The 23,369-nt window shown below is 66.2% G+C and carries 21 protein-coding genes; 13 read left to right on the forward strand and 8 right to left on the reverse strand.

The window, feature by feature from the left end; translation table 11 throughout:
• Positions 1 to 8: 8 nt before the first annotated feature.
• The 3 genes from WMF19_RS40540 to WMF19_RS40550 all read right to left on the reverse strand — a co-directional run bounded on the left by WMF19_RS40540 (position 9) and on the right by WMF19_RS40550 (position 2,220).
• Complete coding sequence (locus WMF19_RS40540) at positions 9 to 308, reverse strand: type II toxin-antitoxin system RelE/ParE family toxin (protein ID WP_437895273.1); 300 nt, start codon at positions 306 to 308, stop codon at positions 9 to 11.
• Positions 305 to 544 (reverse strand): addiction module protein, encoded by a 240-nt coding sequence (locus WMF19_RS40545; RefSeq protein ID WP_437895274.1) that lies wholly within the window; start codon positions 542 to 544, stop codon positions 305 to 307. Before WMF19_RS40545 ends, WMF19_RS40540 begins: the two co-directional genes overlap by 4 nt.
• A gap of 86 nt (positions 545 to 630) precedes the next feature.
• On the reverse strand, positions 631 to 2,220 hold the full coding sequence (locus WMF19_RS40550; RefSeq protein WP_437895275.1) for a cytochrome B6: 1,590 nt from the start codon (positions 2,218 to 2,220) through the stop codon (positions 631 to 633).
• Between WMF19_RS40550 and WMF19_RS40555 the strand changes: the two genes are divergently transcribed.
• The 5 genes from WMF19_RS40555 (at position 2,219) to WMF19_RS40575 (ending at position 7,921) form a co-directional block, all read left to right on the forward strand.
• Complete coding sequence (locus WMF19_RS40555) at positions 2,219 to 2,944, forward strand: cytochrome c peroxidase (RefSeq protein ID WP_437901723.1); 726 nt, start codon at positions 2,219 to 2,221, stop codon at positions 2,942 to 2,944. The two genes, WMF19_RS40550 and WMF19_RS40555, sit on opposite strands and share 2 nt — an antisense overlap.
• A 78-nt stretch (positions 2,945 to 3,022) precedes the next feature.
• Positions 3,023 to 4,327: a sensor histidine kinase gene (locus WMF19_RS40560; RefSeq protein WP_437895276.1), complete on the forward strand. Its 1,305-nt coding sequence runs from the start codon at positions 3,023 to 3,025 to the stop codon at positions 4,325 to 4,327.
• A complete protein-coding gene (locus WMF19_RS40565) occupies positions 4,324 to 4,890 on the forward strand; it encodes a response regulator transcription factor (RefSeq protein WP_437895277.1) in 567 nt (188 codons plus the stop codon). Before WMF19_RS40560 ends, WMF19_RS40565 begins: the two co-directional genes overlap by 4 nt.
• Positions 4,891 to 5,127: 237 nt before the next feature.
• Positions 5,128 to 6,570, forward strand: a complete 1,443-nt coding sequence (locus tag WMF19_RS40570) for a c-type cytochrome (protein WP_437895278.1) — start codon at positions 5,128 to 5,130, stop codon at positions 6,568 to 6,570.
• Positions 6,571 to 6,604: 34 nt separating this feature from the next.
• The gene (locus WMF19_RS40575) at positions 6,605 to 7,921 is read left to right on the forward strand and encodes a c-type cytochrome (protein WP_437895279.1); all 1,317 of its coding nucleotides are present in this window, start codon (positions 6,605 to 6,607) and stop codon (positions 7,919 to 7,921) included.
• A gap of 62 nt (positions 7,922 to 7,983) precedes the next feature.
• Here the strand turns inward: WMF19_RS40575 and WMF19_RS40580 are convergent, their stop codons facing one another.
• From WMF19_RS40580 to WMF19_RS40590, 3 genes are read right to left on the reverse strand one after another with little or no spacing between them, the layout of a single operon-like run.
• Entirely contained in the window at positions 7,984 to 8,463 is a 480-nt protein-coding gene (locus WMF19_RS40580) for a hypothetical protein (protein ID WP_437895280.1), read from the reverse strand.
• A gap of 25 nt (positions 8,464 to 8,488) precedes the next feature.
• Positions 8,489 to 8,836 (reverse strand): copper-binding protein, encoded by a 348-nt coding sequence (locus WMF19_RS40585; protein WP_437895281.1) that lies wholly within the window; start codon positions 8,834 to 8,836, stop codon positions 8,489 to 8,491.
• Positions 8,833 to 9,453: an SCO family protein gene (locus WMF19_RS40590; protein ID WP_437895282.1), complete on the reverse strand. Its 621-nt coding sequence runs from the start codon at positions 9,451 to 9,453 to the stop codon at positions 8,833 to 8,835. Before WMF19_RS40590 ends, WMF19_RS40585 begins: the two co-directional genes overlap by 4 nt.
• 385 nt (positions 9,454 to 9,838) lie before the next feature.
• On the opposite strand from WMF19_RS40590, the gene WMF19_RS40595 reads away from it, so the two are divergent.
• The 4 genes from WMF19_RS40595 to WMF19_RS40610 all read left to right on the forward strand — a co-directional run bounded on the left by WMF19_RS40595 (position 9,839) and on the right by WMF19_RS40610 (position 13,094).
• Positions 9,839 to 10,330, forward strand: coding sequence for a cytochrome c-type biogenesis protein (locus tag WMF19_RS40595; RefSeq protein WP_437895283.1), 492 nt, complete (start codon positions 9,839 to 9,841; stop codon positions 10,328 to 10,330).
• A 244-nt stretch (positions 10,331 to 10,574) separates the two neighbouring features.
• Complete coding sequence (locus tag WMF19_RS40600) at positions 10,575 to 11,423, forward strand: MbnP family copper-binding protein (protein WP_437895284.1); 849 nt, start codon at positions 10,575 to 10,577, stop codon at positions 11,421 to 11,423.
• 1 nt (position 11,424) lies between these two features.
• On the forward strand, positions 11,425 to 11,958 hold the full coding sequence (locus WMF19_RS40605; RefSeq protein WP_437895285.1) for a carboxypeptidase-like regulatory domain-containing protein: 534 nt from the start codon (positions 11,425 to 11,427) through the stop codon (positions 11,956 to 11,958).
• Positions 11,922 to 13,094, forward strand: coding sequence for an MbnH family di-heme enzyme (locus WMF19_RS40610; protein WP_437895286.1), 1,173 nt, complete (start codon positions 11,922 to 11,924; stop codon positions 13,092 to 13,094). The genes WMF19_RS40605 and WMF19_RS40610 overlap by 37 nt, the downstream gene beginning before the upstream one ends.
• A gap of 24 nt (positions 13,095 to 13,118) precedes the next feature.
• Here WMF19_RS40610 and WMF19_RS40615 read toward each other — a convergent pair whose 3' ends face one another.
• Positions 13,119 to 13,889, reverse strand: a complete 771-nt coding sequence (locus WMF19_RS40615; protein WP_437895287.1) for an SDR family NAD(P)-dependent oxidoreductase — start codon at positions 13,887 to 13,889, stop codon at positions 13,119 to 13,121.
• Between the two features lie 120 nt (positions 13,890 to 14,009).
• Between WMF19_RS40615 and WMF19_RS40620 the strand changes: the two genes are divergently transcribed.
• Positions 14,010 to 14,696 (forward strand): TetR/AcrR family transcriptional regulator, encoded by a 687-nt coding sequence (locus tag WMF19_RS40620; protein ID WP_437895288.1) that lies wholly within the window; start codon positions 14,010 to 14,012, stop codon positions 14,694 to 14,696.
• Positions 14,697 to 15,164: 468 nt separating this feature from the next.
• On the opposite strand, the gene WMF19_RS40625 is transcribed toward WMF19_RS40620, so the two are convergent.
• A complete protein-coding gene (locus WMF19_RS40625) occupies positions 15,165 to 19,223 on the reverse strand; it encodes a hypothetical protein (RefSeq protein ID WP_437895289.1) in 4,059 nt (1,352 codons plus the stop codon).
• An 897-nt stretch (positions 19,224 to 20,120) separates the two neighbouring features.
• On the opposite strand from WMF19_RS40625, the gene WMF19_RS40630 reads away from it, so the two are divergent.
• The 3 genes from WMF19_RS40630 to WMF19_RS40640 all read left to right on the forward strand — a co-directional run bounded on the left by WMF19_RS40630 (position 20,121) and on the right by WMF19_RS40640 (position 23,282).
• Positions 20,121 to 21,158 (forward strand): deoxyhypusine synthase family protein, encoded by a 1,038-nt coding sequence (locus WMF19_RS40630; RefSeq protein WP_437794317.1) that lies wholly within the window; start codon positions 20,121 to 20,123, stop codon positions 21,156 to 21,158.
• Between the two features lie 49 nt (positions 21,159 to 21,207).
• Positions 21,208 to 22,251 carry an NAD-dependent epimerase/dehydratase family protein gene (locus WMF19_RS40635; protein ID WP_437895290.1) on the forward strand — a complete coding sequence of 348 codons (1,044 nt, stop codon included), beginning with the start codon at positions 21,208 to 21,210 and terminating at the stop codon, positions 22,249 to 22,251.
• 143 nt (positions 22,252 to 22,394) lie between these two features.
• Positions 22,395 to 23,282 carry a phosphotransferase family protein gene (locus tag WMF19_RS40640; RefSeq protein ID WP_437895291.1) on the forward strand — a complete coding sequence of 296 codons (888 nt, stop codon included), beginning with the start codon at positions 22,395 to 22,397 and terminating at the stop codon, positions 23,280 to 23,282.
• The last annotated feature ends 87 nt before the right edge of the window (positions 23,283 to 23,369 follow it).

The raw sequence follows: 23,369 nt of genomic DNA on the forward strand, positions 1-23,369 counted from the left end.
CTCGCTCGCTATTTAAGTCGGTTCCGCCAATAGCCAGGCATTCGACTCGTGTGGCCAAACGCCAGCACGAGGACATGCTCGTCCCGGACGACGAAGTAGGCCACATACGGGAACCGTGTGAACAGGAACCGGCGGACGATCTCGCTGCCCGCAACGAGCGGCCATGTGGTTGGGCTCGCCGCGATTGCACTCAGTACACGATCGGCCTCGGCCAGCAGATCCTCACCGAGGCCCTCTCGCTCCTGCTCATACCAGTCCGCGGCGGCGGTAAGCTCGGCGTCTGCCTCGTCGAGAACGACGATCTTCATTTGCGGTTCGTGCGGAGACGTGTGGCGAGCCGTTCCCGAACAGCGTCCCAAGGCTCGGCGCTCGCCGTGCCACGATCGACGTCCCGCAGACGTCGCTCAACCTCGGCGAGCCAGGCAGCCTCAACGTCTTCGTCCTCTGGTCCGTCGAGGCTCGCGATCAAGCGCTTCGCGACGTCTGCTCGCTCCTCCGGCGGAAGTTGCAGAGCCTCGGCAAGCACGGCATTCCTGGACGACATCGCGGGATTGTAGCAGGATTTCGACCCATCGGCATCGCCGACGAGCGGATGGTCGGCGCCACTCCTCCGGCCGCAGCAGCTGACGGCTACAGCTGCCGCATGAAGGCGGTGAGATCGCTCTTCTCGTCGCGCGAGAGGTTCAAGCCGAGCACGATGTTGAAGAACTCCACCGTGTCCTCGAGCGTCAGACAACGCCCGTCGTGCAGGTACGGCGGGCTGTCCTTGATGCCGCGCAGCGTGAACGTCTTGATCGGGCCGTCCCCCGGCTCGTCCTTGAGGAAGCGCTCGAGATGCAAGTCGTGCTGCTGGTTGTCCAGATAGAAGGGCGCCGTGTGGCAGCTTCCGCATTGACCCTTGCCGAAGAAGATCTGCTCGCCTCGCAGCTCGCTCGGGGTCGCCTTCGTGCGGTCGAGGCGGCCGGTCGCCGGGTCGAGCTTGGGCGTCGGCGGGAAATCGAGCATGTTCTGCAGCTGCGCCATGTGGCTGACCTGGATGCGGTCGAGGATATTCATGCCCTTCTTCATGGCGTGGATGGCATCGCCGTTGAAGTAGGCCGTGCGCTGCTCGAACTCCGTGAAGTCTTCGACGGATCGCAGGCTCCGCTTCGAGCCGTGGATCTGCTGGTTGAACACCCCTCGCAAGCTCACCGTGTCGAGGCGGAGGCGCCGCTCCTGGGGGCGCATGTCCGGGTTCAGGTGGAACTGCCCCGTCGTATGGCCGTTGATGTGGCAGTCGAGGCACGTCACGCCGAGGCTCGGCTCACGCGACTTGCGATCGTCGGTCGGGTTGAACTCCTCCTGCGGAAACGAGGTCAGGAGGAGCCGGAGCCCGTCGAGCTGCACCGGCGTGAGGATGTCCTTGAAGAGCCGGTAGTAGTTGTTGATCGACACCACCTCCCCGCGCGACACGTCGCCGAGCTCCGGCCGGTTGCTCAGGAACATCGCGGGCGGGAACTCGGGCAGGAACGCCTCCGGCAGATCGAAGTCCACGTCGAAGCGCTCGAGCCGCGGGAACATCGCGATCTGCATCTTCGGGAAGACCTGGCCGCCGTTCGCCTGCAGGGGATGGGGCAGCGACGGATACGGGAAGACGCCCTGCCGCTTGATCTCCAGGGGAGGCATGGCGGCCAGGTTCTCCCAGGTCAACCCGCTCTGGAGCCGCGCCGTCGGGCCAACGCAGAGCGGCTTGCCGCGCGACATCCTGGCGACGGGGTCGAATCTAGGCGTGAGATCGTAGCGCTGCTCGAGAAACTTCTGCTGAGCGCGCATGACGTTGGGTTTGTTCGCGATCTCCCGCTTCATGATGGCGGTGGGATCCTCGTTCGGCTTGTCCGAGTTCAGCGGATCCCGGTAGAAGTCGAACCCCGAGACCCTGCCCTGCTTCGGTTGGCTCAGGAACACGGGAGAGGACGGCTCGGCGTTCCGCGCGTTGAAGATGTCCGAGAGGTCGTGGGCCGTCTTCCTCTGCTCCGGCCGTTGCACCGCGACCTGGCAAGCCTCCTGCGCGCGGGCGATCGCGTCGGGTGGAGGCGGGGTCGGACAGCTCGTCTGTGCCCACACGCTGGCGATGCCGCAACCGACCAGCGATGTCGCGACGAGCGCGAAGACGCCGCGGCAAATCGGCCTCTCTGAGAGCGCGACAGTCGCCCTTGACGAGGCTGGTCGGTTCTTGCTCATGCTCGTCCGTTTGCAAGCGCCAGACCGATCCTCGAGCGGTCCTCGGACAGCGCGAGATACCTCGCGGGCACAATCAAATACTGCAGGACCCGACAAACCGCGGGAATTTGAACAGCCCGGCCGAGTCTCGGACGGGCCGCTCCCAGACTACTGCTACCTGCCCGTCTTTACGTGGGCAAACCCGATCCTCCGGTCGCTGGAAGAGCAGGCGCGTGTGCCCATCTTCGGTGACTTTCCAATCGAGCTCGGCGCCACGGGCGACGAGGAGATGATCCTCGCCCGCTTCCGAGGCGATCCGCGCTACCAGGAGCTGTTTCGCGAGGCCTACCCCAAGGACGACGACCCGTTCACCTTTCTACGTATCGTCGAGGCGCTCGCGACCTTCGAGCGTATGCTCGTCTCTGGCGACTCCCCGTTCGATCGGTACGTCCAGGGGCTCGACGACGACGCGCTCTCTCGCGTACGGGTCCGTGTCGAGCGCCTTCTCCCTGCACGAGGCGAGCTGCTCCTCGATCGGGCCGCCGACCCTGGCGAGCTTGCCGTCGGCGAGGACCCGCTTCCCGCGAAACTACATGCGCCGGATGCGGCCCGAGACCGCGATGGGCAGGTGAGGAAGTCTGCCCGGCGCTGCCTCCTCCAGGGCGAAGCCGGGGAGGGGGCAGCGCGGGGACACGTCGGCGCGACGAAACGCCGCGGTGACTTGGTCCACTTCCTGCGGTACTAGCATCCCATGAGCGTCCTCATGCGGGTCGGCCGCTTGGATGCGGCCGCTCCCACGACAGCAGGTTCCGCGGCTCCCATCGTGGCACGGCGCAGGAAGGCCGCGCCTGCCGAAGAAGAAACGGAGCTTCAGCTCGGGCTGTCCTGGTTGCTCAAGCTGCGCTGGGGCGCGATCGCCGGACAGCTCATGGCCCTGGTGTTGGTCCGGGTGATCCTCGCGCTCGACTTGCCCTATGTGCCGCTCCTCGGCTTGGTGACGTTCACCGCCGCGACGAACGCTGGCCTCCTGCTGTGGGGACAGCCGTCTACCAGCACCTGGAGACTCCCTGCGGTCCTCGCGATCGATGTCGTCGTCCTCACGCTGATGCTGGCAGCCTCTGGAGGGGCGAGCAATCCCTTCACGGTCTTCTTTCTTGTCCATGTGGCGCTCGCGGCGCTGTTGCTCGATGCCCAGCTGGCCTGGACGGTTGTCGTCCTCACCGTCGCGGGTTTCGCCGCACTCTTCTTCATCCCGTCACAACACCTTGCGTTCCATGCTCACGGGCCTTGGTCGACGCACCTGGTCGGGATGTGGATCGCCTATGTCCTCGCAGCAGGGTTCGTGGCGTACTTCGTCGGGCGTGTGTCGCGAGCGATCCGGGGCCGGGATCAGCGCTTGGCAGAGATTGCAAGCCTCGCAGCGCAGAACGAGCGCCTCGCCACGCTCTCGAGCTTCTCCGCAAACGCGGCGCACGAGCTCGGATCACCGCTCGCCACCATCGGCCTCGCCGCGAAGGAGCTGGCGATCGGGCTTCGACGCGAGCCTCGGAGCAGCGGGCTGGCCGCGGACGCCGACCTTGTGTGTCGCGAGGTGGCTCGTTGTCGCGAGATCCTCGCCGACATCTCCGCGCGCGCGGGCGAATCCGTCGGCGAGATGCCGGTTCGCGTGACGCTTGAACGGGTAATTGCGGAGCTCCTTCGTCTCACGTCCCCGGCGCTCATCCCGCATCTTCGCCTCACGTACGACGACGACTCCAGCAGCCTTGCCGCGCTCGTGGCCCCGGTCAAGACCCTCGCGCAGATGCTCCACAACCTGATCCGCAACGCGTTCGACGCCCAGGAGGACGCCGATGTCGAAGCGCCTGTCGAGCTGCGAATCGTCGCGGGCGAGCGCCTCTGCTTCCATGTGCTGGACCGGGGGAACGGGCTCCCGGCACACATCCAGGCGAAGCTAGGTGAGCCCTTCGTGACGACGAAGGCGGACCGCGGCGGCCTGGGGCTCGGAGTCTATCTCGCGCGGGCCTACGCGGAGCGCACCGGCGGATACTTACTCTTCCAGGCTCGGCCAGGCGGAGGCTCCGACGTGGAGCTCTGCCTCGCTCCCGATGCCCTGCGGGGGGAAGCATGAGCCAGACCGCGCATCGTGAGCACGCCCATGAGAACGAGGGCCGCTCTGTTCTCGTCGTCGACGATGAGGACGCCTTTCGTGACCGTCTCGTACGCGCGCTTGCAGAGCGAGGCTTCGAGGCGTTCGGAGTGCCATCTGCCGAGGAGGCAATTCGCCGCGCTCAGCTCGAAACTCCTGAGTGCGCAGTCGTCGATCTTCGCATGCCGCGCGCGTCGGGCCTCCATGCCGTGCGGAAGCTCCACGAGCTCGACCCCACCACCCGCATCGTGGTCTTGACCGGCTACGGCAGCATCGCGACGGCCCTGGACGCGGTTCGGTCGGGGGCCGTCCACTATCTGACGAAACCCGCCGACATTGACGAGATTGTCGCGGCGTTCGACCACGACGGGTCGCCCGCTGACGAGCCGCCGCCGACCTCGGTCCCGTCGCTTGAACGTGTTGAGTGGGAACACATCGACCGGGTGCTAGTCAGCTGCGGTGGCAACATCACCCAGGCGGCGGCGCTCCTCGGGCTGCATCGTCGCTCACTGCAGCGCAAGCTCGGTAAGCGCCCGAGCCCGTGATGATCGAGCGCCGGCTCGCGGACGCCGCGCGCTCGGGGCGAGGGGCCGCGCCGAGCGGAGGCCCGGGAGCGCCTTCCGGATGAGCCTGCCGCGATAATACGCGCCGCGCTCGACGGCACGCGGCCGCCGACGCCGCGACGCGGCGGGCAAGCGTCGCGGCTGGAGCCACGCGGCATTTCGTCGCGCGACCCTTGGCCACGCTGAAAAGCCGGCCGAGCTCGTGCACATAGGTGAGGCATGGACCTGCCTGTATTCCACCTCGACTTCCTCAACAACCGCATGCTCATCGCGATCATCGCGGTGCTGCACGTGGTCATCAACCATGGGATGGCAGTCGGTGGCATTCCGCTGGTGGCTTACCTCGAACGACGGGGCGTCCAGACCGGCGATGAGTCCTGGGACGCTCTGGCGCACCGCCTCCTCTCCTTCTTCTTCATCGTCACGACGACCGTCGGCGCGCTCACCGGCGTGGGCATCTGGCTCTCCGCGTCGCTCGTGAACCCGTACGCCATCGGGAGCCTGATCCGGGTCTTCTTCTGGACGTGGTTCACCGAATGGCTCGTGTTCGTGACCGAGGTCGTTCTGATCTTGGCCTACTACCTGAGCTGGAAGAGGTGGACCGGGCCGCGCAAGCGGGCGCACGTCAAGCTGGGCGCTGCGCTCTCCATCGCCTCATGGATCACGATGGCGCTGATCGTGTCCATCCTCGGATTCATGATGGACCCCGGCTCGTGGCGCACCGACCGGACGCTCTTTAGCGGGATGTTCAACCCGATCTACCTGCCGCAGCTCGCGTTCCGCACCCCCCTCGCCATGGTCATGGCAGGCGCGTTCGGCCTCGCCGCGTTGCTGTGGGTCACCAAGCGCGGATCGGCGCTTCGCGCGCAAGCGGTCAGGTCGATCGCCCACTGGTCCCTGCTCTGGACGCTCCCCTGCGTCGCGGGCGGCTGGTGGTATGCGCGCGTCGTCCCCGCGGCGATGCGGGCGAACATCCCCGTCGCGCTCCTCACGCAGCTGCTCGAGGGATGGGCGCGCACTGCGCTGTGGGTGCTAGGTGGCGCCTGCATCGCTATCGCGCTCGTGATGGCCTGGGGGGCCGCTCGTCCGGCTAGCCTCCGTCGCTGGGCGTTCGTCGTGCCCGCGGTGCTAACCGTCCTGCTCCTCGGCACGTTCGAGCGCGTGCGCGAGTTCGTTCGAAAGCCGTACGCGATCGCCGGGTATCTGTACGCGAACGGGCTCCGTGAGGAAGACTATCCGCTGCTGCAGCGCGACGGGCTCCTCGCGCACGCGACGTACACGGCGGTCCGCCGGATCACGCCGGAGAATGAGCTCGAGGCCGGGCGCGAGATCTTCAACCTCGCATGCACGAGATGTCACACGGTCGACGGTGTGAACGGCATCCGCGGGCTCCTCGAAGGCATGTACAGCAACCGCGATTCGTGGGGCTACGCGGAGCCCTGGCGGCGTGATGCCATCGCCAGCTACATCGGGGCGATGCACAACGCGCGGCCCTTTATGCCGCCATTCCCCGGGAACGAACAGGAGAAGCAGGCTCTCGCAGCGTGGCTCGAGAGCCTTCAGACCCAGCGCGACGTTATCGAAGGAGCGCAGGTCACGGGGGTCGCGGCACCACCGCGGCCGAAGCGACGAAGCGACGGAACGCTCGCCGTCGACCCGTGACCGCTCCCGTCAAGAATTCAAGGATTCGCAGGACATGAACCCGACACCGATCCCGAGAGACATTCCCCTCCCGCTCCCAGCAAGTCAGGGACTGCTGGAGGGGCTGCTCGTCATTGCCTTCATCGCCCACATTCTCTTCGTCAACCTGATGGTGGGCGGCTCGCTTCTCGTGCTCGGCTTCGAGATCCGCGGCCTTCGTGACCGCGACTTCGACAAGCTCGCACGCGCGCTCGCGGCGACCGTCACGGTCAACAAGAGCCTCGCCGTGGTGCTCGGCGTCGCGCCGCTCCTCCTCATCAACGTTCTGTACACGATCCACTTCTACACCGCGAACGCGCTCACGGGTACGGCGTGGATCCTGTTGATCCCGGCGATCGCGACGACGTTTCTTCTCCTCTACCTCCACAAGTACACGTGGGATCGGCTCGAGACACAGAAGGGGCTTCATATCGCGATCCTCGGACTCGCGGTAGCGCTTTTTCTCGTCATCCCGCTCGTGTTCTTGGCGAATGTGAACCTGATGATGTTCCCGGAGCGCTGGACTGGGGTTCGAGGTTTTCTCAGCTCGCTTCTGCTGCCGAACGTCTTCCCTCGATACTTTCACTTCCTCTGCGCGTCACTCATCCTGACGAGCCTCTTCGGAGTCTGGTACTTCGGCCGGAGCAAGTTTCCAGCCGAGGAGACCTTCGAGCGGCTCGCGCGACCGCGGCTTCGGCGCATCTTCTACTCCGTCGCGTTCGCCGTCTCGCTGGCGCAGTTCATCGTCGGGCCGCTCGTGCTATTCACGCTCCCTTCGAAGGGCTTCCACGTGTCGGTCGTAACCCCCATCCTGATCGGCGCTGGCGTTGCGGTCCCCGCGGTCTGGATGATGTGGAAAGAGCTGTCGGTCTCCGAGCCGCACGGCAAACGTCTGCCGCTCATCGTCGGGTACATCTCGCTCACCGTGTTTTGCATGGCCTTCGGTCGACACATGTACCGGGGCGTCGCTCTCGCCGAGCATCGAGCTGAAATGCAGGAGGTGACTCGCCGGTGGGTCGATGACTCGGCCCAAGCGGCGTACGATCTTCGCGTGGGACGTGAGCGCGCCGCCGCGGGCGTCAGCGATGGGCAACATCTCTTCCACAACACCTGCGGCGCCTGTCACGGCGTCGACCGTCGGATCGTCGGGCCGTCGCTCACCGAGATCGCTCAGATCTACGCAGGCAACCCGAACGGCATCGTAACGTGGGCCCGGGCACCCGGGAAGAAGCGCGCTGATGCGCCTCAGATGCCACCGTTCGCCTCGCTCGGAGACGAGCGCCTCCGGCAGATCGCCGAGTACATGCTGGAGACCGGGGCAGCGGCGCATTGAGCGCTACCGCGCTGAAGAACTTGCGCCGTGCGGGGCTGAGGCGGCGCGCGGTCTGCGCCGCTTCAGCGCCTTGCAGAGCTGCCGCTGAGGAGCTGCTCGACCTCTGCCTCGTGGTCGGGGCATCCGCGAGCGAGGAGCACGAGCAACGAGGAGCCGTCGTCCCGCGCCTCACGCGCGAGCACGAACTGGGCGGAGGTCTCAAGCCGCGCGCCGCGCGCGCTCGGGTCCTCGGGCGTCACGCGCATCCGCGCGGCCATGAGCAACCCCTCATGAAACTCGAAGCGCGCAGAGAGGGGCGCCCTGGCGGCCGCCGCATCGCCCCGCGACCACTCCATCGAAGGCCCGGCGCAGCCCGTGGCCTCGCTCCAGCGTCCGGTCGGCCCAGCGTCGAAGCGCCGGACGACCTCGCTCGCCGTCATCCCGAGCTCGATCCCGTGAATGGCGAAGGCGCCGTTCGCCGACGGAGCGAAGGAGAGCGCCGTGAGCGTGACGATTCCCAGCCCCGCGGCGACGAACGCGGCGCCGATCGCGCGGCCCCCCATCCACGCTCGCCGCCCGGCAGTCGGCTCACCTGCGCTTTTCGACCCGCGTAAGGACACGGCGGGCGTCCTCCGTCTCATAGAAATCGAACGCGATACGGTCGCCGACCTCGATACCGTCGAGCTGCGACGGGCCCTGGGGCTCGAACGACATCGTCATCGCGCTCATGTAACCCGGGATGTCGTCGTGCGCGATGTTGACATAGGCGCGCCCAGGGCCGAGCGAGCGGACGGCGCCCGTCGCGTGGTGGACCCGCGGAGCGGCGGTGGACGCTTTCGAGCACGAGACCGTGAGGCTCGTCGCGATCGCCGCCCCGAGCAGCAGGGACCGCGCGAGATGAACGGCGCCGAGACGAGAGCACGTCGATCGGCTCATGTCAGCTCCTTCGAGGCCAATCGCTCCGCGTCGCGGACGAGCTCGTTCATTCGTTCTTCATCGCCGATTTGATAGTAGCCACGAACGCGACCGAGCCCATCGACCAGGACGAACCATTCGCCGTGCATGATCGCGCCGAGCCCGGCCGACGGGTCGGCTCGCTCGAAGCGGATCTTGAACCCCTTCACGACCACGCGATTCAGCTCCTCGCTCCGACCGGAGAGGAACGACCAGGCACCACGGCCGCTGCTGTAGCGCGCCGCGTACGAGCGCAGCACGTCGGGTGTGTCGTTCTCCGGGTCCAGCGTGATCGAGATGAGGTGGATGGGGAGCGCCTGTCCGCGCGCCGCGCTGCGCTGGGCGATCCGCTCCTGGAACGCCGCCATCTGCGCCGAGAGCCTCGGGCAGGACACGGGACAGCTCGCATAGAAGAAGTCGACGATCAACGTCTGCTCGCGGAGCGACTCCCGCGTGACGGGGCGACCGTCCTGATCCGTCATCGAGAACGCCGGCATCTCGCCGAGCACGGGCGGCGAGGCGGGCGCCTCGCGCACACGCGACAGCACGCCGAAGAAGGCGATCCCTGCGAGCGCAGAGACGCAGAGCCCGATCTGCACCGGGCGCAGGCGGCCGCGCCGGCGAACTGGCGCTCCGGCGCCTGCCAGCGATGGCCGCGAAGATGAAGATGTGGAGGAGGAGAGAACCTCGTGCGGCATGCGCGCGACATTAGGTCGAGCCGTGCAGGTCGAGCAATGCGTCACGGTGTCGCATCTCGTCGAACGATGCAGCGATATTCCTATCTTCAGAGCGCAGCTGGCCGTGCGGCGACCAGCGCGACATCGTGTCGCAGGGCCGTCGAGGCCGGTTGCGGTAGTCTGTTTCGCCATGAGCCAGCGAGAGCACCGCGGCGCTGCGAATGCCTCGGTCCGTCCCCCTCACGGCGCGCGCGACGTGAGTTCGCCTCTGCGTGTCCGATCGCCGTGGAGCTCGCGCTGGCGCCGCTTGGCAGCGCTGGTCGTCGCCCTCGCTGGCGTGGCGCTCACCGGCAGGGCCGAGCCCGCGCCGCCCAGCCAGGCCGCCTCCGAGCTCGTCGATTCGACCCCGGCGCCCGGCGAGAGGGCGCTCGCAGCGCGTCTGCTCGCGCCTTGTTGCTGGGATCAGACGCTCGATGTCCACGAATCGGAGGTGGCGCGCGATCTTCGTCGCGAAATCCACGCGCGGCTCCGGCGGGGGGAGGCGGTCGACGCCATCGAGCAGGACCTCGTGGCGCGTTACGGCGAGCGCCTCCGCGCGGCGCCCTCGTCAGGCACGCTCGGCAAGGTCGCGCTTGGATTGCTGCTGGCCATCGCAGCGACCTTCCTCGGGATCTTCGCCCTGCTGCGATCGTGGCGGAGCAACGCAGCGCAGGCCGCTCCGTCCGGAGGCACCATTGCCGCTGTCCGTGACGAGTACGACGAGCGCCTCGACGACGAGCTCCGGGAGCGCGACGCGTGAGTGCACCTGCCATCCCGGTTGATTGGAGAGGAGGCTCAGCAGGGACATCTCGTTATGACCGCGGCGCAGTGGCCGCGTCGGAAAACTCTTCTCCCGGATTCGGCCGGTTTCCCTTGAAGGATGGCCACGAGGTGCGACAAATTGCTGCACCCAGGGGCGCCGAATTTCGAGTAAGCTCCGCTCCGGTGCGGTGGTGACGACGTTGTGGCTTCGTAGCTTGAAAGGTTGCCTGATGGTTTGTTCAATGGCTCGTGTCACGCTCCTCGGCGTGGCCTGTCTCGCGGCTCTGAGCGGATGCGGCGGGAGCGATGAGGACGTCATCTCGAAGACGTTCGCGCTGCGCTTCGCCGCCAAGGTCGCCGACAGGCCGTTCTCCTGCACCGACACATTCGATGGAGTCGGCACGACCGGATCGTCGGTGAATGCGCTCGATTTTCGCATGTACGTCTACGACGTGCGGCTCGTTCGCGGCGACGGGTCCGAGGAGCCCCTCTCGCTCGAGCAGGATGGCCAGTGGCAGCGTGACAAGATCGCGTTCCTCGACTTCGAGGACGGCACGGGCTCCTGCGAGACCGGCAGCCCGGAGACGAGGACCGAGGTCGTTGGCGCTGCCCCCGCCGGCGATTACGCCGGTGTCAGGTTCAACGTGGGTTTGCCCCCGGAGATGAACCACCTGGACGCGGCGACGGCCCCGGCGCCCCTGAACATTCCCGGTATGTGGTGGTCGTGGAAGGGCGGCTACAAGTTCGTGCGCCTCGACCTCCTCTCGACGATGAACCCGACGTACTTCTTCCACCTCGGGGGTACGAAGTGCGAGGGGACCGTGAGCGAGGGGTACTCGTGCGCCGCTGACAACCTCGCCGATATACGTATCGACGGGGTCGACCCGGAGTCGAGCACCATCGTCTTCGACATCGCCAGGTTCTATGCTGAGTCCGACCTCGACCACCAGATCGACGGCGAGACGGATCGAACCTCCGGTTGCATGTCCTTCGAGGGCGACCCGGAGTGCCCGCCCGTCTTCAAGGCGCTCGGAATGGGCTTCGATGGCGTGAACCCGTCCGCTGCGCAGACCGCCTTCCGGGTGGAGTGAGATGTACATCCTCAGAACAGGGACCTGCCTGCTCGCACCGCTCTTGGTCTGTGCGCTTGCCGGCTGCGGTGCCTCCGACGAGGGCATGGATGGCCCGAGCGACGCGGAGATCCTCCCGGGCGACCCTCGCTTCGAGCGCGATCCGGCGCTCGACGTGGAGAACATCAGCGCCGCTGCGGAGAAGCGCAGCCACAACATGGGACAGAACTGCTTCGGCTGCCATCAGCCCCACGGGCCTGGCAAGGGGATCTTCACCACGGCCGGGACGGTGTACGCGCCGTCGGGCGCGCCGGTGACAGGCGGAGCGGTCGAGCTCCGCACGGCCGGGGGAGGCGAGGGAGATCTCGTGCTCTCCGTTGCCATTGACGGGAACGGGAACTTCTTCACGACCGAGCCGCTGCCCTTCCCGGACCAAGCGCTGTTCTTCTTCGTGCGGTCCCAGGACGGCGAGGGGACCAACGAGATGCCGTTTCCATCCATCTCTGGAGCGTGTAACCTGTGTCACAACGAACAGCGCCGCATTCTGCTGGAGTGATCCGCGCGAGCACGTCGGCGGCGCTCGTCGCGCTCGCGGCGGCGTCGTGTGGGAGCGAGACGGAAGCGACCTTGCCGGTCGACAGCTACGAGCTCGCCTTGCCGGTCGGCTTCCCGAAGCCGTGGGTGCCGCCCGATAACCCGATGAGCGAGGCGAAGGTCGCGCTCGGGCGCGCCCTGTTCTTCGACGAACGTCTGTCGGGCAACGGGACCATGGCGTGCGCCTCGTGTCACGAGCGCGACAGGGGGTTTGCCGACGGCAAGCCTACCCCGACAGGCTCGACAGGGGACGCGATCCCGCGCAACGCGATGGGGCTGGCCAACGTCGCCTATTTCCCGCTGCTCACGTGGGGCAACCCCACGCTGTCGTCGCTCGAGGAGCAGGCGCTCGTCCCGATGTTCGGCGAGAACCCGGTCGAGCTCGGGATCACCGGGGCCGAGGACGTCGTTCTCGGCCGGCTCCGCGACGATGAGGCGTACAAGGCCGCGTTCGTCGCCGCGTTCCCCGGCGAGAGCGAGCCGATCACGTTCGACACCGTCGTGAAGGCGATCGCGACGTTCGAGAGGACGCTCCTCTCCGGGCGCTCCGCGTACGATCGTTACACGTACGGCGGAGAGGCGGGAGCGATGTCCGACGCGGCGTTGCGCGGGATGGACCTCTTCTTCTCCGAGCGGCTCGAGTGTTATCACTGCCACAGCGGGATCAACCTCACGACCGCCTTCCGGAGCGCCGAGACGAAGCAGGCGGAGATGGATTTCCACAACACCGGTCTCTACAACCTCGGCTCGGACGGGGACTATCCGCCCGGCGGAGAGGGGCTGTTCGAGTTCACCGGCGACCCGGCGGACAAGGGGAAATTCCGCGTGCCTTCGCTGCGCAACGTGGAGCTGACGGCGCCTTATATGCACGACGGGAGCGTGGCCACCCTGGAGGAGGTCGTCGACCACTACGCCGCGGGAGGCAGGACCATCGACGACGGGCCGTTCGCCGGCGTGGGCAGCGAGAACCCGAACAAGAGCACGCTCGTCAGGGCTTTCACCATCACGCCAGAGGAGAAGGCGGACGTCGTGGCCTTCATGAAGAGCTTGACCGATCCGGAGTTCGCAGCCGTGGTGGACGGCGCGCAGGCGCCGTAGCCGGGTGGGTGGCAGTTACATCGGTCACATCGGCCGGCCCCCGCTCGCGCGGACGATCTCCCCCGTGACCGCAGTGTTCGCCGCCGAGCACAGGAACACGATGGTCCGCGCCACCTCCTCCGGCCGCAGCAGCCGCCCCACGGGATAGGCCTTCCCGCGCTGCGCGACGAACTCCGGTGATACATGCGCGCTCACCTTGTCGGTCAGCGTCAGGCCAGGCGCCACCACGTTGGTCAAGATCCCGTGCGGCCCGAGCTCGCGCGCGAGCACGGACGTGAGCCCGTGGAGCGCCGCCTTGGCGGCGGCGTACGGCCCTGCGCCGACCACCCCGTCGAGCGCCACGCCCGAGGAGATGTTGACGATCCGCCCCCATCCGCGCGCGCGCATCGAGGGCACCGCGGCCTGGATAGCGGCGAAGGCGCCGTCGATGTTGTCGTGGATGACGCCCTGCCACTCCGCGAGCGGGATGTCCTCGAAGCGCGGCGCTTCCCAGGGCAAGCGCTCGCTCCAGCGGACCGCGTTGTTGACGAGCACATCGATCTGCCCGAAGCGCGCCAGCGTGGCCGCGACCGCCCCCTTGGCGGACTCGACCGATCCGAGGTCGAGCTCCAGCGCGAGCGCCTCGCCGCCTCGCCGCTCGATCTCCTGCACGACCTCTCGGGCCTTCTCCCGCTCGCTCCGGTAAGTGAGCGCCACGCGGGCCCCCTCGGCCGCGAGCTGCAACGCCACCTCCTTGCCGATCCCCTGCGAGCCACCGGTCACCAGCGCGGCTCTCTTCTCCAGCCCCAGATCCATGTGACACCTCGCTTTCGACAGGAAGGTAAACAAAATGGAAGAAACTTCCAAGATAAAATTGGAAGAATCTTCCAGTTGGGCCTGCTGGCCAGCGGTGCGCGGCTGGGGTAGGGGAGGACCATGGCCGTGGCTCGACAGAACGGCGTGGCCCGCCGGGAGGCGCTGCTGGACGCGGCGCTCCGCTGCTTCGAGCAGCGGGGCCTCTTGCGCACAGGCATCGAGGACGTCCGCAAGGAGGCGGGCGCGAGCCCTTCGAGCGTGTACCACCTGTTCGAGGACTTCCCGGCGCTGGTGGCGGCGCTGCTGGAGCGGACCTTCGAGCGGCTGGTGGGGTACGTGACCGCGCGCGTGCTCGCCGCGAGGACGGCGCGCTCGGCGGTGCGGGCGCTTGTGGAGGCGCACTTGACCTGGGTGTTCGACCACGAGGCCGAGGCGCGCTTCATGTACCAGGCGCTCGCGCTGGAGCTCGACGGGCATCACCGCGCCGCGCTCCGGGAGACCAAGGCGCGGCTCAAGGCGGAGACGGTCGCGCACCTCTCGGAGCTCGGCGTCCTCTCCGGGGCGTGCTCGTCCGAGGCGATGGTCGACGTCGTGCTGCTCGGGCCGGCGCACCAGGCCTGCCGCGCCTACCTCTCCGGTTCAGGCGCCGTGGACCCCACGTGGATGAAGGAGACCCTGCCCGAGCTCGCATGCGCAGCGATGGGCAAGGTCGACCCGGCGAAACGGGCGGCGCGGACAGGGCGGCGCGCCGCTGGCGGGGAGCCGCGCCAGCGGGCCGGCGAGAGAAGGAAAGGCAAACCAGGTTGAGGAGGTGTCCGCTGATGCTCATCGCGACCTTGCTCTCCGGGCGAAGTCCTCCATGGTCACCCGAAGCCCGATGATGTCGCGCAGCGCACCGATGGCCTTTGTGCGTCGCCTGTAGAGCGTAGAGAGAGGTAGCCCTGCGTCTTCTGACGCCAGGAAACCATGGGAGTAGGAGGGACCATTCCGGGACCGGCCTCGCGCGCTCCTCTTGGCGATCTCGGCCTCGCCGTCCCACGAGGCGACCAGCGCTTCGAGCGCGCGCGTGGCAGCTTCGAACTCGCGCTTGGCAGCGATGCTGGCTCACCGCGGGAGGGCTGAGTGAGCAAGAGGCGGAGGCGGGCCCAAGGGCCCGCCCGCCGCGCCGACACGACCCCCGCCGGTCAGATCCAGCCGAGCCGATCTGTGCCCGCCCCCGGCGTCACGATGAGAAGGACAAAAATCTGCGGGTCGGGATGGCCATCAACAGAGGGGTCATTCGTCTTCGTCGTCATCGCCAAAGATCAAATCCGGTATGCCCAGATCGTCCGCCACCGATGCAGCGTTATCGACGACGCTCTGAACCTGTTCCGAGATCTGCACCGCTGCGCTGGAGGTCACGAGCTGCGCGCCGGCGGCTTGAGCAATGTTGGACCATGTGCTTCCGTCGGAGGTTGACGTATACCAAAGCTCGCCTGCCTCCTGCGTGTTCTGGAAATAGACATACAGCACCCCATTAAAGACGACTGGATATGGGAAGCTGGCAAAGTTGGCGGTTCCGCCGGCGTTCGGGAATGTTATGGCAGACCAACTCGAGCCATCAAATGTGCTGAACGCCAACCCTCCCGAGCTGGACGGCGCGTAAGGACAAACATAGAACACATACAGCACGTCATTGAAAACTACCGCTTGCGGCGGCCACTCCGCGCCCATGCCTGAGCTGGATTGATAGGTGATGGGCACCTGGGACTGCGTCCAGGAGCCAGCAGCGTAGACACTGTAGAAGAGCGGAACCGTGGCTGCCCCGGAGCCGCTGCCGGGCCCGCGATAGAAGACATAAAGCTGCGGGGAGCTGCCCCCGGAAGCGCCCAGCGCCGGATAGACCACGGCTGCGGGTGATCCCGACATGATGGCGGCGCTGGCGGCTATACCGGACGGCACCAGCTGGGTCTGCGCACCCCAGCTCGACCCGTCATAAACGACATACCACAACTGTCCCGCAGTGGCGCCTTGATAGAAGACATAGAGCTGGACCGCGCCTGTCGGCGAGTCCAACGGCGGGAAAGCAACGGCGGACGGGTTGCCCTGCGCAATCGCCGTGCTGGCGCCGGCGTTGGAGGGCGCCACCTGGTTCTGGGGGGTGGTGGATGTCCCGCTGCCCGCGGTGGCGTGGTAGAAGATCTGTCCGTTGTTCTGATAAAAAACGTAGAGTAGCGACGAGCCGGCGGTGCTGCTTGGGCCTTGTGGCGGGAAGACCGCCGCCGCGGGCGTGGCTGTAGACGAAATCACGGCATTGTTGAATCTGCTGTTCCAGCTCCAGTATTGCGCTCCGTTCGGAGAAAGCGCGTACCAGAGCTGCTGGCTGCCCCCTCCCGATGAAGTTGCGCCCTGCGACATGCACCACAGCCTGCCATTGAACGCGGCCATGGCAGCGCCGGTGCTTACAGCCAGCGCGCCAATCTGGGTAGGGGTCGGCGTGCCAGTTCCGGGAAATGGCGCATAGAAATATTCGCCGGTTCCACCCCCACTACTATTTCCACCTTCATAAAACAGATAGAGCGTCCCGTTATATACAAAGGAAGATACTCCCTCGTTTGTGGGGACAATCTGGGTCAGGGAGGGCGCGGTCCAAGAGGAGCCATCCGTGCTGGTGGTGTAAGCCAAGTTGGCGGCGCCGCTTCCTACATAGAACACATAGAGCGTGTTGTTGTAATTGACCGCGGAAGGCGAGCACGCGCTGTTCATGGTGATAGAGAGGATCTGACCGGAGCTCCATTGAAGACTTTCAGGAGAGCTGCTGCAGAACAACTGCCCATTCAAACCGGCATAAAATACATACACCGAGGATGAAAGGACGGCCGCAGACGGCGAATTCGTCATGTAAGCCCCATCAGCGTTTCCGGCAGAATTGGGGAGCGCACCAGTCGTGGACCAGCTAGGCGCTGACGTCGCCGCAAGGGCTGGTGACAGCGAAAGCGACTGCGTCACTTGATAGCACACGATGCCGGCTGTGGCAAACGCGCCCTGGTAAAACACACAGGTCGAGTTATTGAACGTGACTGCGGTCGGCGCTCCGGTCATAAAGGAGGCGTTCTCGACCGGGACATTGCTCCGGGTGGGCGGTGTACACTGACAATAGCAGAGCTGCCCGCCGGCAGATCCAGGATAGTTGCTGTTGTAGAAGAGAAATAGACCCTGCCCCGGCTCTCTCTCGGCCTGGAACATCGCGCCCGTTACGGTACCGCTGATGGTGGACACCGGGAGCGCTGCCGATGGGCTCCAGTCCGAGCCGTCGAAGACCGAATACCACAAATAGCCAGGATTGGTGGATGGCTGATAGAAGATGTTGGTCTTGTTGCTGCCCGGAGCGACAAAAGCGGAGGGCGATCCGGTTATGGTCACGCCGGGGACCTCGAACTGGCTCCAGGTATTGTCTGCCCCCAGCACGCAGCCGGTGAGCTGTCCGCTTGGGCTGGCATAGAAGACAGCCAACTGGCTTCCGCCGGTGGCATTGTCATAGAGGCTCACTGCCGCGGGCGAGCCGGTCATGATCACTCCGCTGGCTCCCACAGGGGTCGCTCGGGTCGACGAGCCCCACCCGGAGCCGGAGAGGCAGTTGTACCAGAGTGTGCCCGCGTTGTCGCAACCCTGGTAGAACACATACAGCTCATTATTGAATACAACCGCCGAAGGCGAACCCGTCAGCAAGCCGTTGGTGATCGCTCCACAATCGGTCCAGCTCGTGCCACCATTCGATGATGTGGCGTAGCAAACCTGGCTGCCGCTGCCTTGATAGAAGAGATACAGAAGGTTGTTGAAGGCGATCAACGAAGGAGACTCGACGGCGGCAACGTTCGTGGGTGTGGGCTGAACCCAGGCATAGCTGGTGGGGTCCAAGGACGTAGCGACAATCGCGCCGGAAGCCGTGTTGTACGCCAGGCAGAGCGCTCCGCTGCCGGGGACGGTGGCGGCCGAGGGTGATCCAGCAGGGGCCGTCGTCGGTATGGTGTAGATAACCCATCCGCTGGGGGTATAGATGGCGTATCCCAGGCCTTCGAACTGCGGCGACGTCCATTGAGCAACGACCCACGCCTGAGGCTGGGCGTCCGAGGAGAAGGAGACAGGCAACATGGCGCAGTTGCTGGGCCCTGAATACTGGGCGAAACTCACGACCTGGGATGGCGCATCATCGGCGGCATACTGGGACATGCTCCCCACCTGAATCGTGCCGCCCATGATGGTGTTGTTGTAAATGGGCGCCCCGATGTAGATGTCGGTCGAAGAAGCCATGTCGCCAGAAAATGCTTCCGGCGTAAAGACGGCCGCTGCCGGCGAATTTCCATTGTTGACCGCCGCGTTCACCATCTGCTGACTCGACCAATTGGAGCCATCGAAGGTCATATAAGCGGTAACGCCTCCCCATGGATAGAATATGTAGAGGAGCGGCGTAGTAGAGCCGGATGGAGTACAGGTCAAAGCGAAGACGTTCCCACCCCAGGCGACCTGCGGCTGCGGGTCTGGCAGTTGTGCGAACTCATAGCTCGACCACGTGCTGTAAGTCGCAACCATGGGATAGGCGACCTGCGGGGAGGTCGGGTCATCCGCGCCCACGGCGAAGATGTATAACGTCCCCTGATAAGCAACAGCGGACGGGCTGCAAGTGGAAAGCAAGTTGTTGCTGATTACTTCTCCGCAAAAGGTCCACGTCTTGCCGTCACTCGTGGAGTACCCTTGAACAGCAGACAGCGGCGGCCCAGATGGGGAGGCGATGCCGGTCGTGGTATAGAAGACGAAGAGCTGCGGCCCGGACGCGTCTGGAGAAGTCCATACGACGGGCGCCGGCGCGGTCCCAGGCGCTATCCCGTTGCCAATCACGGTCACCGCCGACCAGGAGGTCCCATCGTAGACGCTGCACCAGATCTCGCCGTCATTCTGCGTGCCCTGATAGAACACGTACAGCTGGTTGTTGAACATGATGGCGGCAGGCGGAGACCAAAGGACGGGCATGAGGCCCGGCAGTGACTGGCTTGGGGTTGCCACGCTCGAGGTGCTGGTGATGCAGTAGAGCGTGTTGGCTGCCCCCTGGTAGAAGATTTGCGTTACATTGCCGTTCACGTTGACGGCAGGCCGTGAGTACACCGCGCCCACCCCCGGGATTTCTACATAAGGGGTAAAGATCAGGTTTTCAATTTCATCTGTGAGCGACCAGGTATCGTTGATGATCCCCGCGATGCTTTTTACGACTTTTGGGACGTCCCCGGTCATGATCCCAATACACAGACTGACCGTGTCTTTGACCAGAGAAGCGCTGGTTTTGACTATGCCGCTACCCATGATTTACCTCCTCCAATGTCGATTCGCTGATGAATCGTCCGAGCTCGTGTTCCTGTTGCTGTGCCCAGGAGTCGAAGCGGGCGCAGTGTCATCCAAAGCGCCATCGACATCAAGCGCTGGCGGCAGCATCCGCCCACGGCCGTCGAAGCGCGGCCTGCGCTGTGCCCCGTCCGCGGCACCGCGAGCTGCCCGCTGGGGGCGCCATCCGGCTCCAAGGCCACGGCAGGCGCGAGCGGCAGGTCTGGGGCCCCTTAAGGCCGGGACAACCACCGGAGCTGATCTCGGTGACCACCCGCCGCTACCGCTGCCTGTTGCAGCGCCGTGCAGGCCACTCTTCTGATCACAAGGTCGGCGTCAAACGGAATCTCGACGAGATCACGACGAGGGCCAGCGGTCGTACCGTCCAGGCTGTATCGAGCGCCTCGCCGCCGGTATTCCGGAGGTTGGCTTCGGCGTGTTCGTCGCTGGCTACACCCCTGGGGCGGATGACGTAACACCCGGCACGAGATCCAGGCCGGTCACAAGCCTGGACCGCGGCGTCGAGCTCGCACGTACCGGGCGAGGACGCGTCTTCGCGTGCAACCGGCCGTTCCGTGCTCCCATCTCGCTGCCGACCGGCGTGGATCTCCTCGGGGGATTCAACTGCACGACGTGGGGGCGTGAGAACGACGATTCCACGCGGATTACGTCGCTAAAATCGGACTCCCGGGCCTTGACCGTCTCCCGCCCGTTCAGACGGGCTTGACACGATCCACGCGATTTGTGCTACGGTACCCCCGAAGCCACCCGACGTTGCGATGGCGGCCCGGCCTGCGTCGGTCCGTAGCGCGTCCCTGGTGGCCTGCGCGACCCGAGACCACCGGGACGACCGTTGTGGTCGCTGAGGCTCGGCGAAACATGGCTGAGACGGATTCGGGGGCCACGACGCTGCCCCTCCTCACGTTTGTTCTCCGCAATTACAAGAATTTCAACGCCCGCGCGACGCGCGACGCGCTCCTCGCCTACTGGCAGCACATCGAGCGAGGGGGGAAGATGTTCTGGGCCGTGGCCGGAGCCATGTCTTCGGCCCAGCTCGGCATCACGCTGGCGCCGGCCATCCGTGCCGGCCTGATCCACGGCATGTCCGTGACCGGCGCCAACCTGGAAGAGTCGCTGTTTCGCCTCGTGGCGCACGACGGCTACCGTGACTTCCCCGACTACCGTTACTTCACCAAGCAGGACGACACGCGGATCCTCGACAATCGGATGCGGCGCGTGACCGACACAAGCATCCCCGAGGACGAGGCCTTCCGCGCGGTAGAAAAGCACATCGTCCCCAGGTGGGAGCGGGCGACGGCGAGCGGCGAGCGCCGCTTCTGGCACGAGTACTTCTACGAGCTGGTCCGGGCGGTGGAGCCCGCGCTCCACCGTGGACCGCCCGAGGAGTGCTGGTTGCTCGCCGCCGCGGAGGCCGGGCTGCCGCTGGTCGTCCCGGGCCACGAGGACTCGACCTTCGGCAATATCTTCGCGTCCTACGTGAAGCGGGGCGAGTGCAGCGCGAGCATCGTGAAGTCAGGCATCGAGTACATGGCCGAGCTCTACGATCAATACCGCGCGCTCAGCGCAGGCGCGGGCGTGGGGTTCTTCCAGATCGGCGGGGGGATCGCGGGAGACTTCCCCATCTGCGTTGTGCCGTCGCTCAAGTACGATCTCGACGAACCGGCCCGGCCCTGGGCCTACTTCTGCCAGATCTCCGACTCGACAACGTCCTACGGCTCGTACTCCGGCGCCACGCCCAACGAGAAGATCACCTGGGACAAGCTGACCGCGGACACGCCCATGTTCGTGATCGAGTCGGACGCCACCATCGTGGCGCCGCTCCTGCTCGGAGCGCTGCTCGAGTGCAAGCGCCACCCGGCCGAGGCTCGGGCCATCATCGAGGCGCGCGGCGCGTGAGCGTCGGCCGCTTTCCTTGTTCGTATCCCTGAAGCGAGGTTGCAAGACGATGAGCAAGAAGAAGGTCCTGATCACGGGCGGCGCGGGCTTCCTCGGGATCAATCTGGTGCGGCACCTGCTCGAGCGCGGCTATGAAGTCACGTCGCTCGATCTCCTGGACTTCGATTACCCCGAGCGGTCCAGCATCCGCGAGGTGCGTGGGGATATCCGTGACGCGGCGACCGTCGACGCGGCGGTGAAGGGGCAGGACTTTGTCGTGCACACCGCGGCCGCGCTGCCTCTGTATACGCCGGAGGAGATCTACACGACCGACGTGATCGGCACGCGCGTGGTCATGAGCGCCGCGCGCCGCCACGGCGTCGAGCGCGCGGTGCACATCTCCTCCACGGCCGTGTACGGCATCCCCGACCACCACCCGCTCTGCGAGGACGACCGGCTCGACGGCGTGGGTCCGTACGGACAGGCGAAGATCCAGGCCGAGGTCGTGTGCCTGGAGGAGCGCGGCCGGGGGCTCGTTGTGCCCATCATCCGGCCCAAGTCCTTCATCGGCCCGGAGCGGCTCGGGGTCTTCGCCCTGCTCTATGACTGGGCGCTCGACGGCAAGGGCTTCCCCATGATCGGCGACGGCAAGAACCGCTACCAGCTCCTCGACGTGGCCGATCTCTGCGAGGCCATCTACCTGTGCATGACGAAGGATGCGTCGGTCGCCAACGACACGTTCAATATCGGCGCGAAGGAGTTCACCACCATGGGCGAGGACTACCAGGCGGTGCTCGACGCTGTGGGCAAGGGCAAGAAGATCGTGCCCTTCCCGGCGGCGCCGGCGGTGCTCGGCCTGCGCGCGCTCGAGGCGATGGGCGTGTCGCCGCTCTACAAATGGGTCTACGAGACGGCATCGAAGGACTCGTTCGTGTCGATCGAGAAGGCCGAGCGGGTGCTCGGCTACGCGCCGAAGTACTCGAACAAGGACGCGCTGGTGCGCAACCTCGAGTGGTACCGGGCGCACCGGAGCGAGTTCGAGAGCCGTTCGGGCGTGACCCATCGCGTGCCCTGGAAGCAGGGCGCGATCGGCCTGTTGAAGACGTTCTTCTGACGGGCGCGCGGCGTGGTGAACGCCGTTCTCTCGATCTCAGGGCGCGGGCTCCCGAAGCTCGTCGAGCCGCCGGGCTGGACGGCTGGGAGCTCGCGCGTCGCCGACATCGCGAAGGCGCGGAGGCTGCTAGGCTGGGCCCCGGAATGAGCATCGAGGACGACGCCCCCCTGCTGCAGGTGATGAGCCATCTCGGCCTGACCCGGGATGCGCTGCTCGGCACCGGCGGTGAAGCCTGCGTGTTCGCGCTGGGCGGCGAGCGGGTCGTGCGCGTCCACCATCCCGGGACCGTCCGGGAGACGGTGGTTCGACGAGCCCAGCTGCTCGAGGACTTCCACGAGCCCGCGAGCGCGGTGCCGTTCTCGATCCCCCGTGTCCTGGAGATGACCGAGCTGCACGGCCGCCTCATCACGTTCGAGCCGCGGTTCCCCGGGCGACCCCTCTTGCAGGTGCTCGGCGAGGCGGCCGGCGCCGAGCGTGAACGTCTCATCACCCGCTATCTCGAGGCCTCGACGCAGCTGAGAGCCCTGCGGGTGAGCGCTGCGTTGTACGGCGATCTCTGCGAAGCCGAGCCGATCCGGACGCCCTCTTACCGCTCTTACCTCGAGCTGCGCGCAAGGAAGAGCCTGACCTGCGCCGGGAGCGCGTTCGACGGCATCGATCCGGCGCGTCTGGCCGCCGCGCTGCCCGAGCCGGAGCGACCGAGCTTCGTGCACATGGACTTCTATCCAGGCAATGTGCTGGTCGAAGGCCAGGAGGTGAGCGCCGTGATCGACTTCGGGGGCCTACCCATCGTGGGAGACGCTCAACTCGATCCGCTGTCGGCCGTTATCTACCTCACGCCGTTCATCACCACGACCGCCACGGATCGCGACCGACGCCTCGCCCGGGAGTGGCTGCTGGCCCAGCACCTCGACGCGCTGTTCGCGCCTGCAGAGCGATGGCTCGCGGCCCGCTGGTCGTTCGCGACCGACGACGCGCGCCTGCATCGATGGTGTCGACGCGTGTTGCTCGGACACCAGGGGGATCCGTGAAGCGGACCCGTGGACCCACGCGGCGGGCGGTTCCTCCGGCCGTCTACACGGGGCCGCTCGTCTGCTTTGCCGATCGTCCAGGCGGGT

Source organism: Sorangium sp. So ce124 (genome assembly GCF_051525235.1).
GTDB lineage: Bacteria > Myxococcota_A > Polyangia > Polyangiales > Polyangiaceae > Sorangium > Sorangium atrum.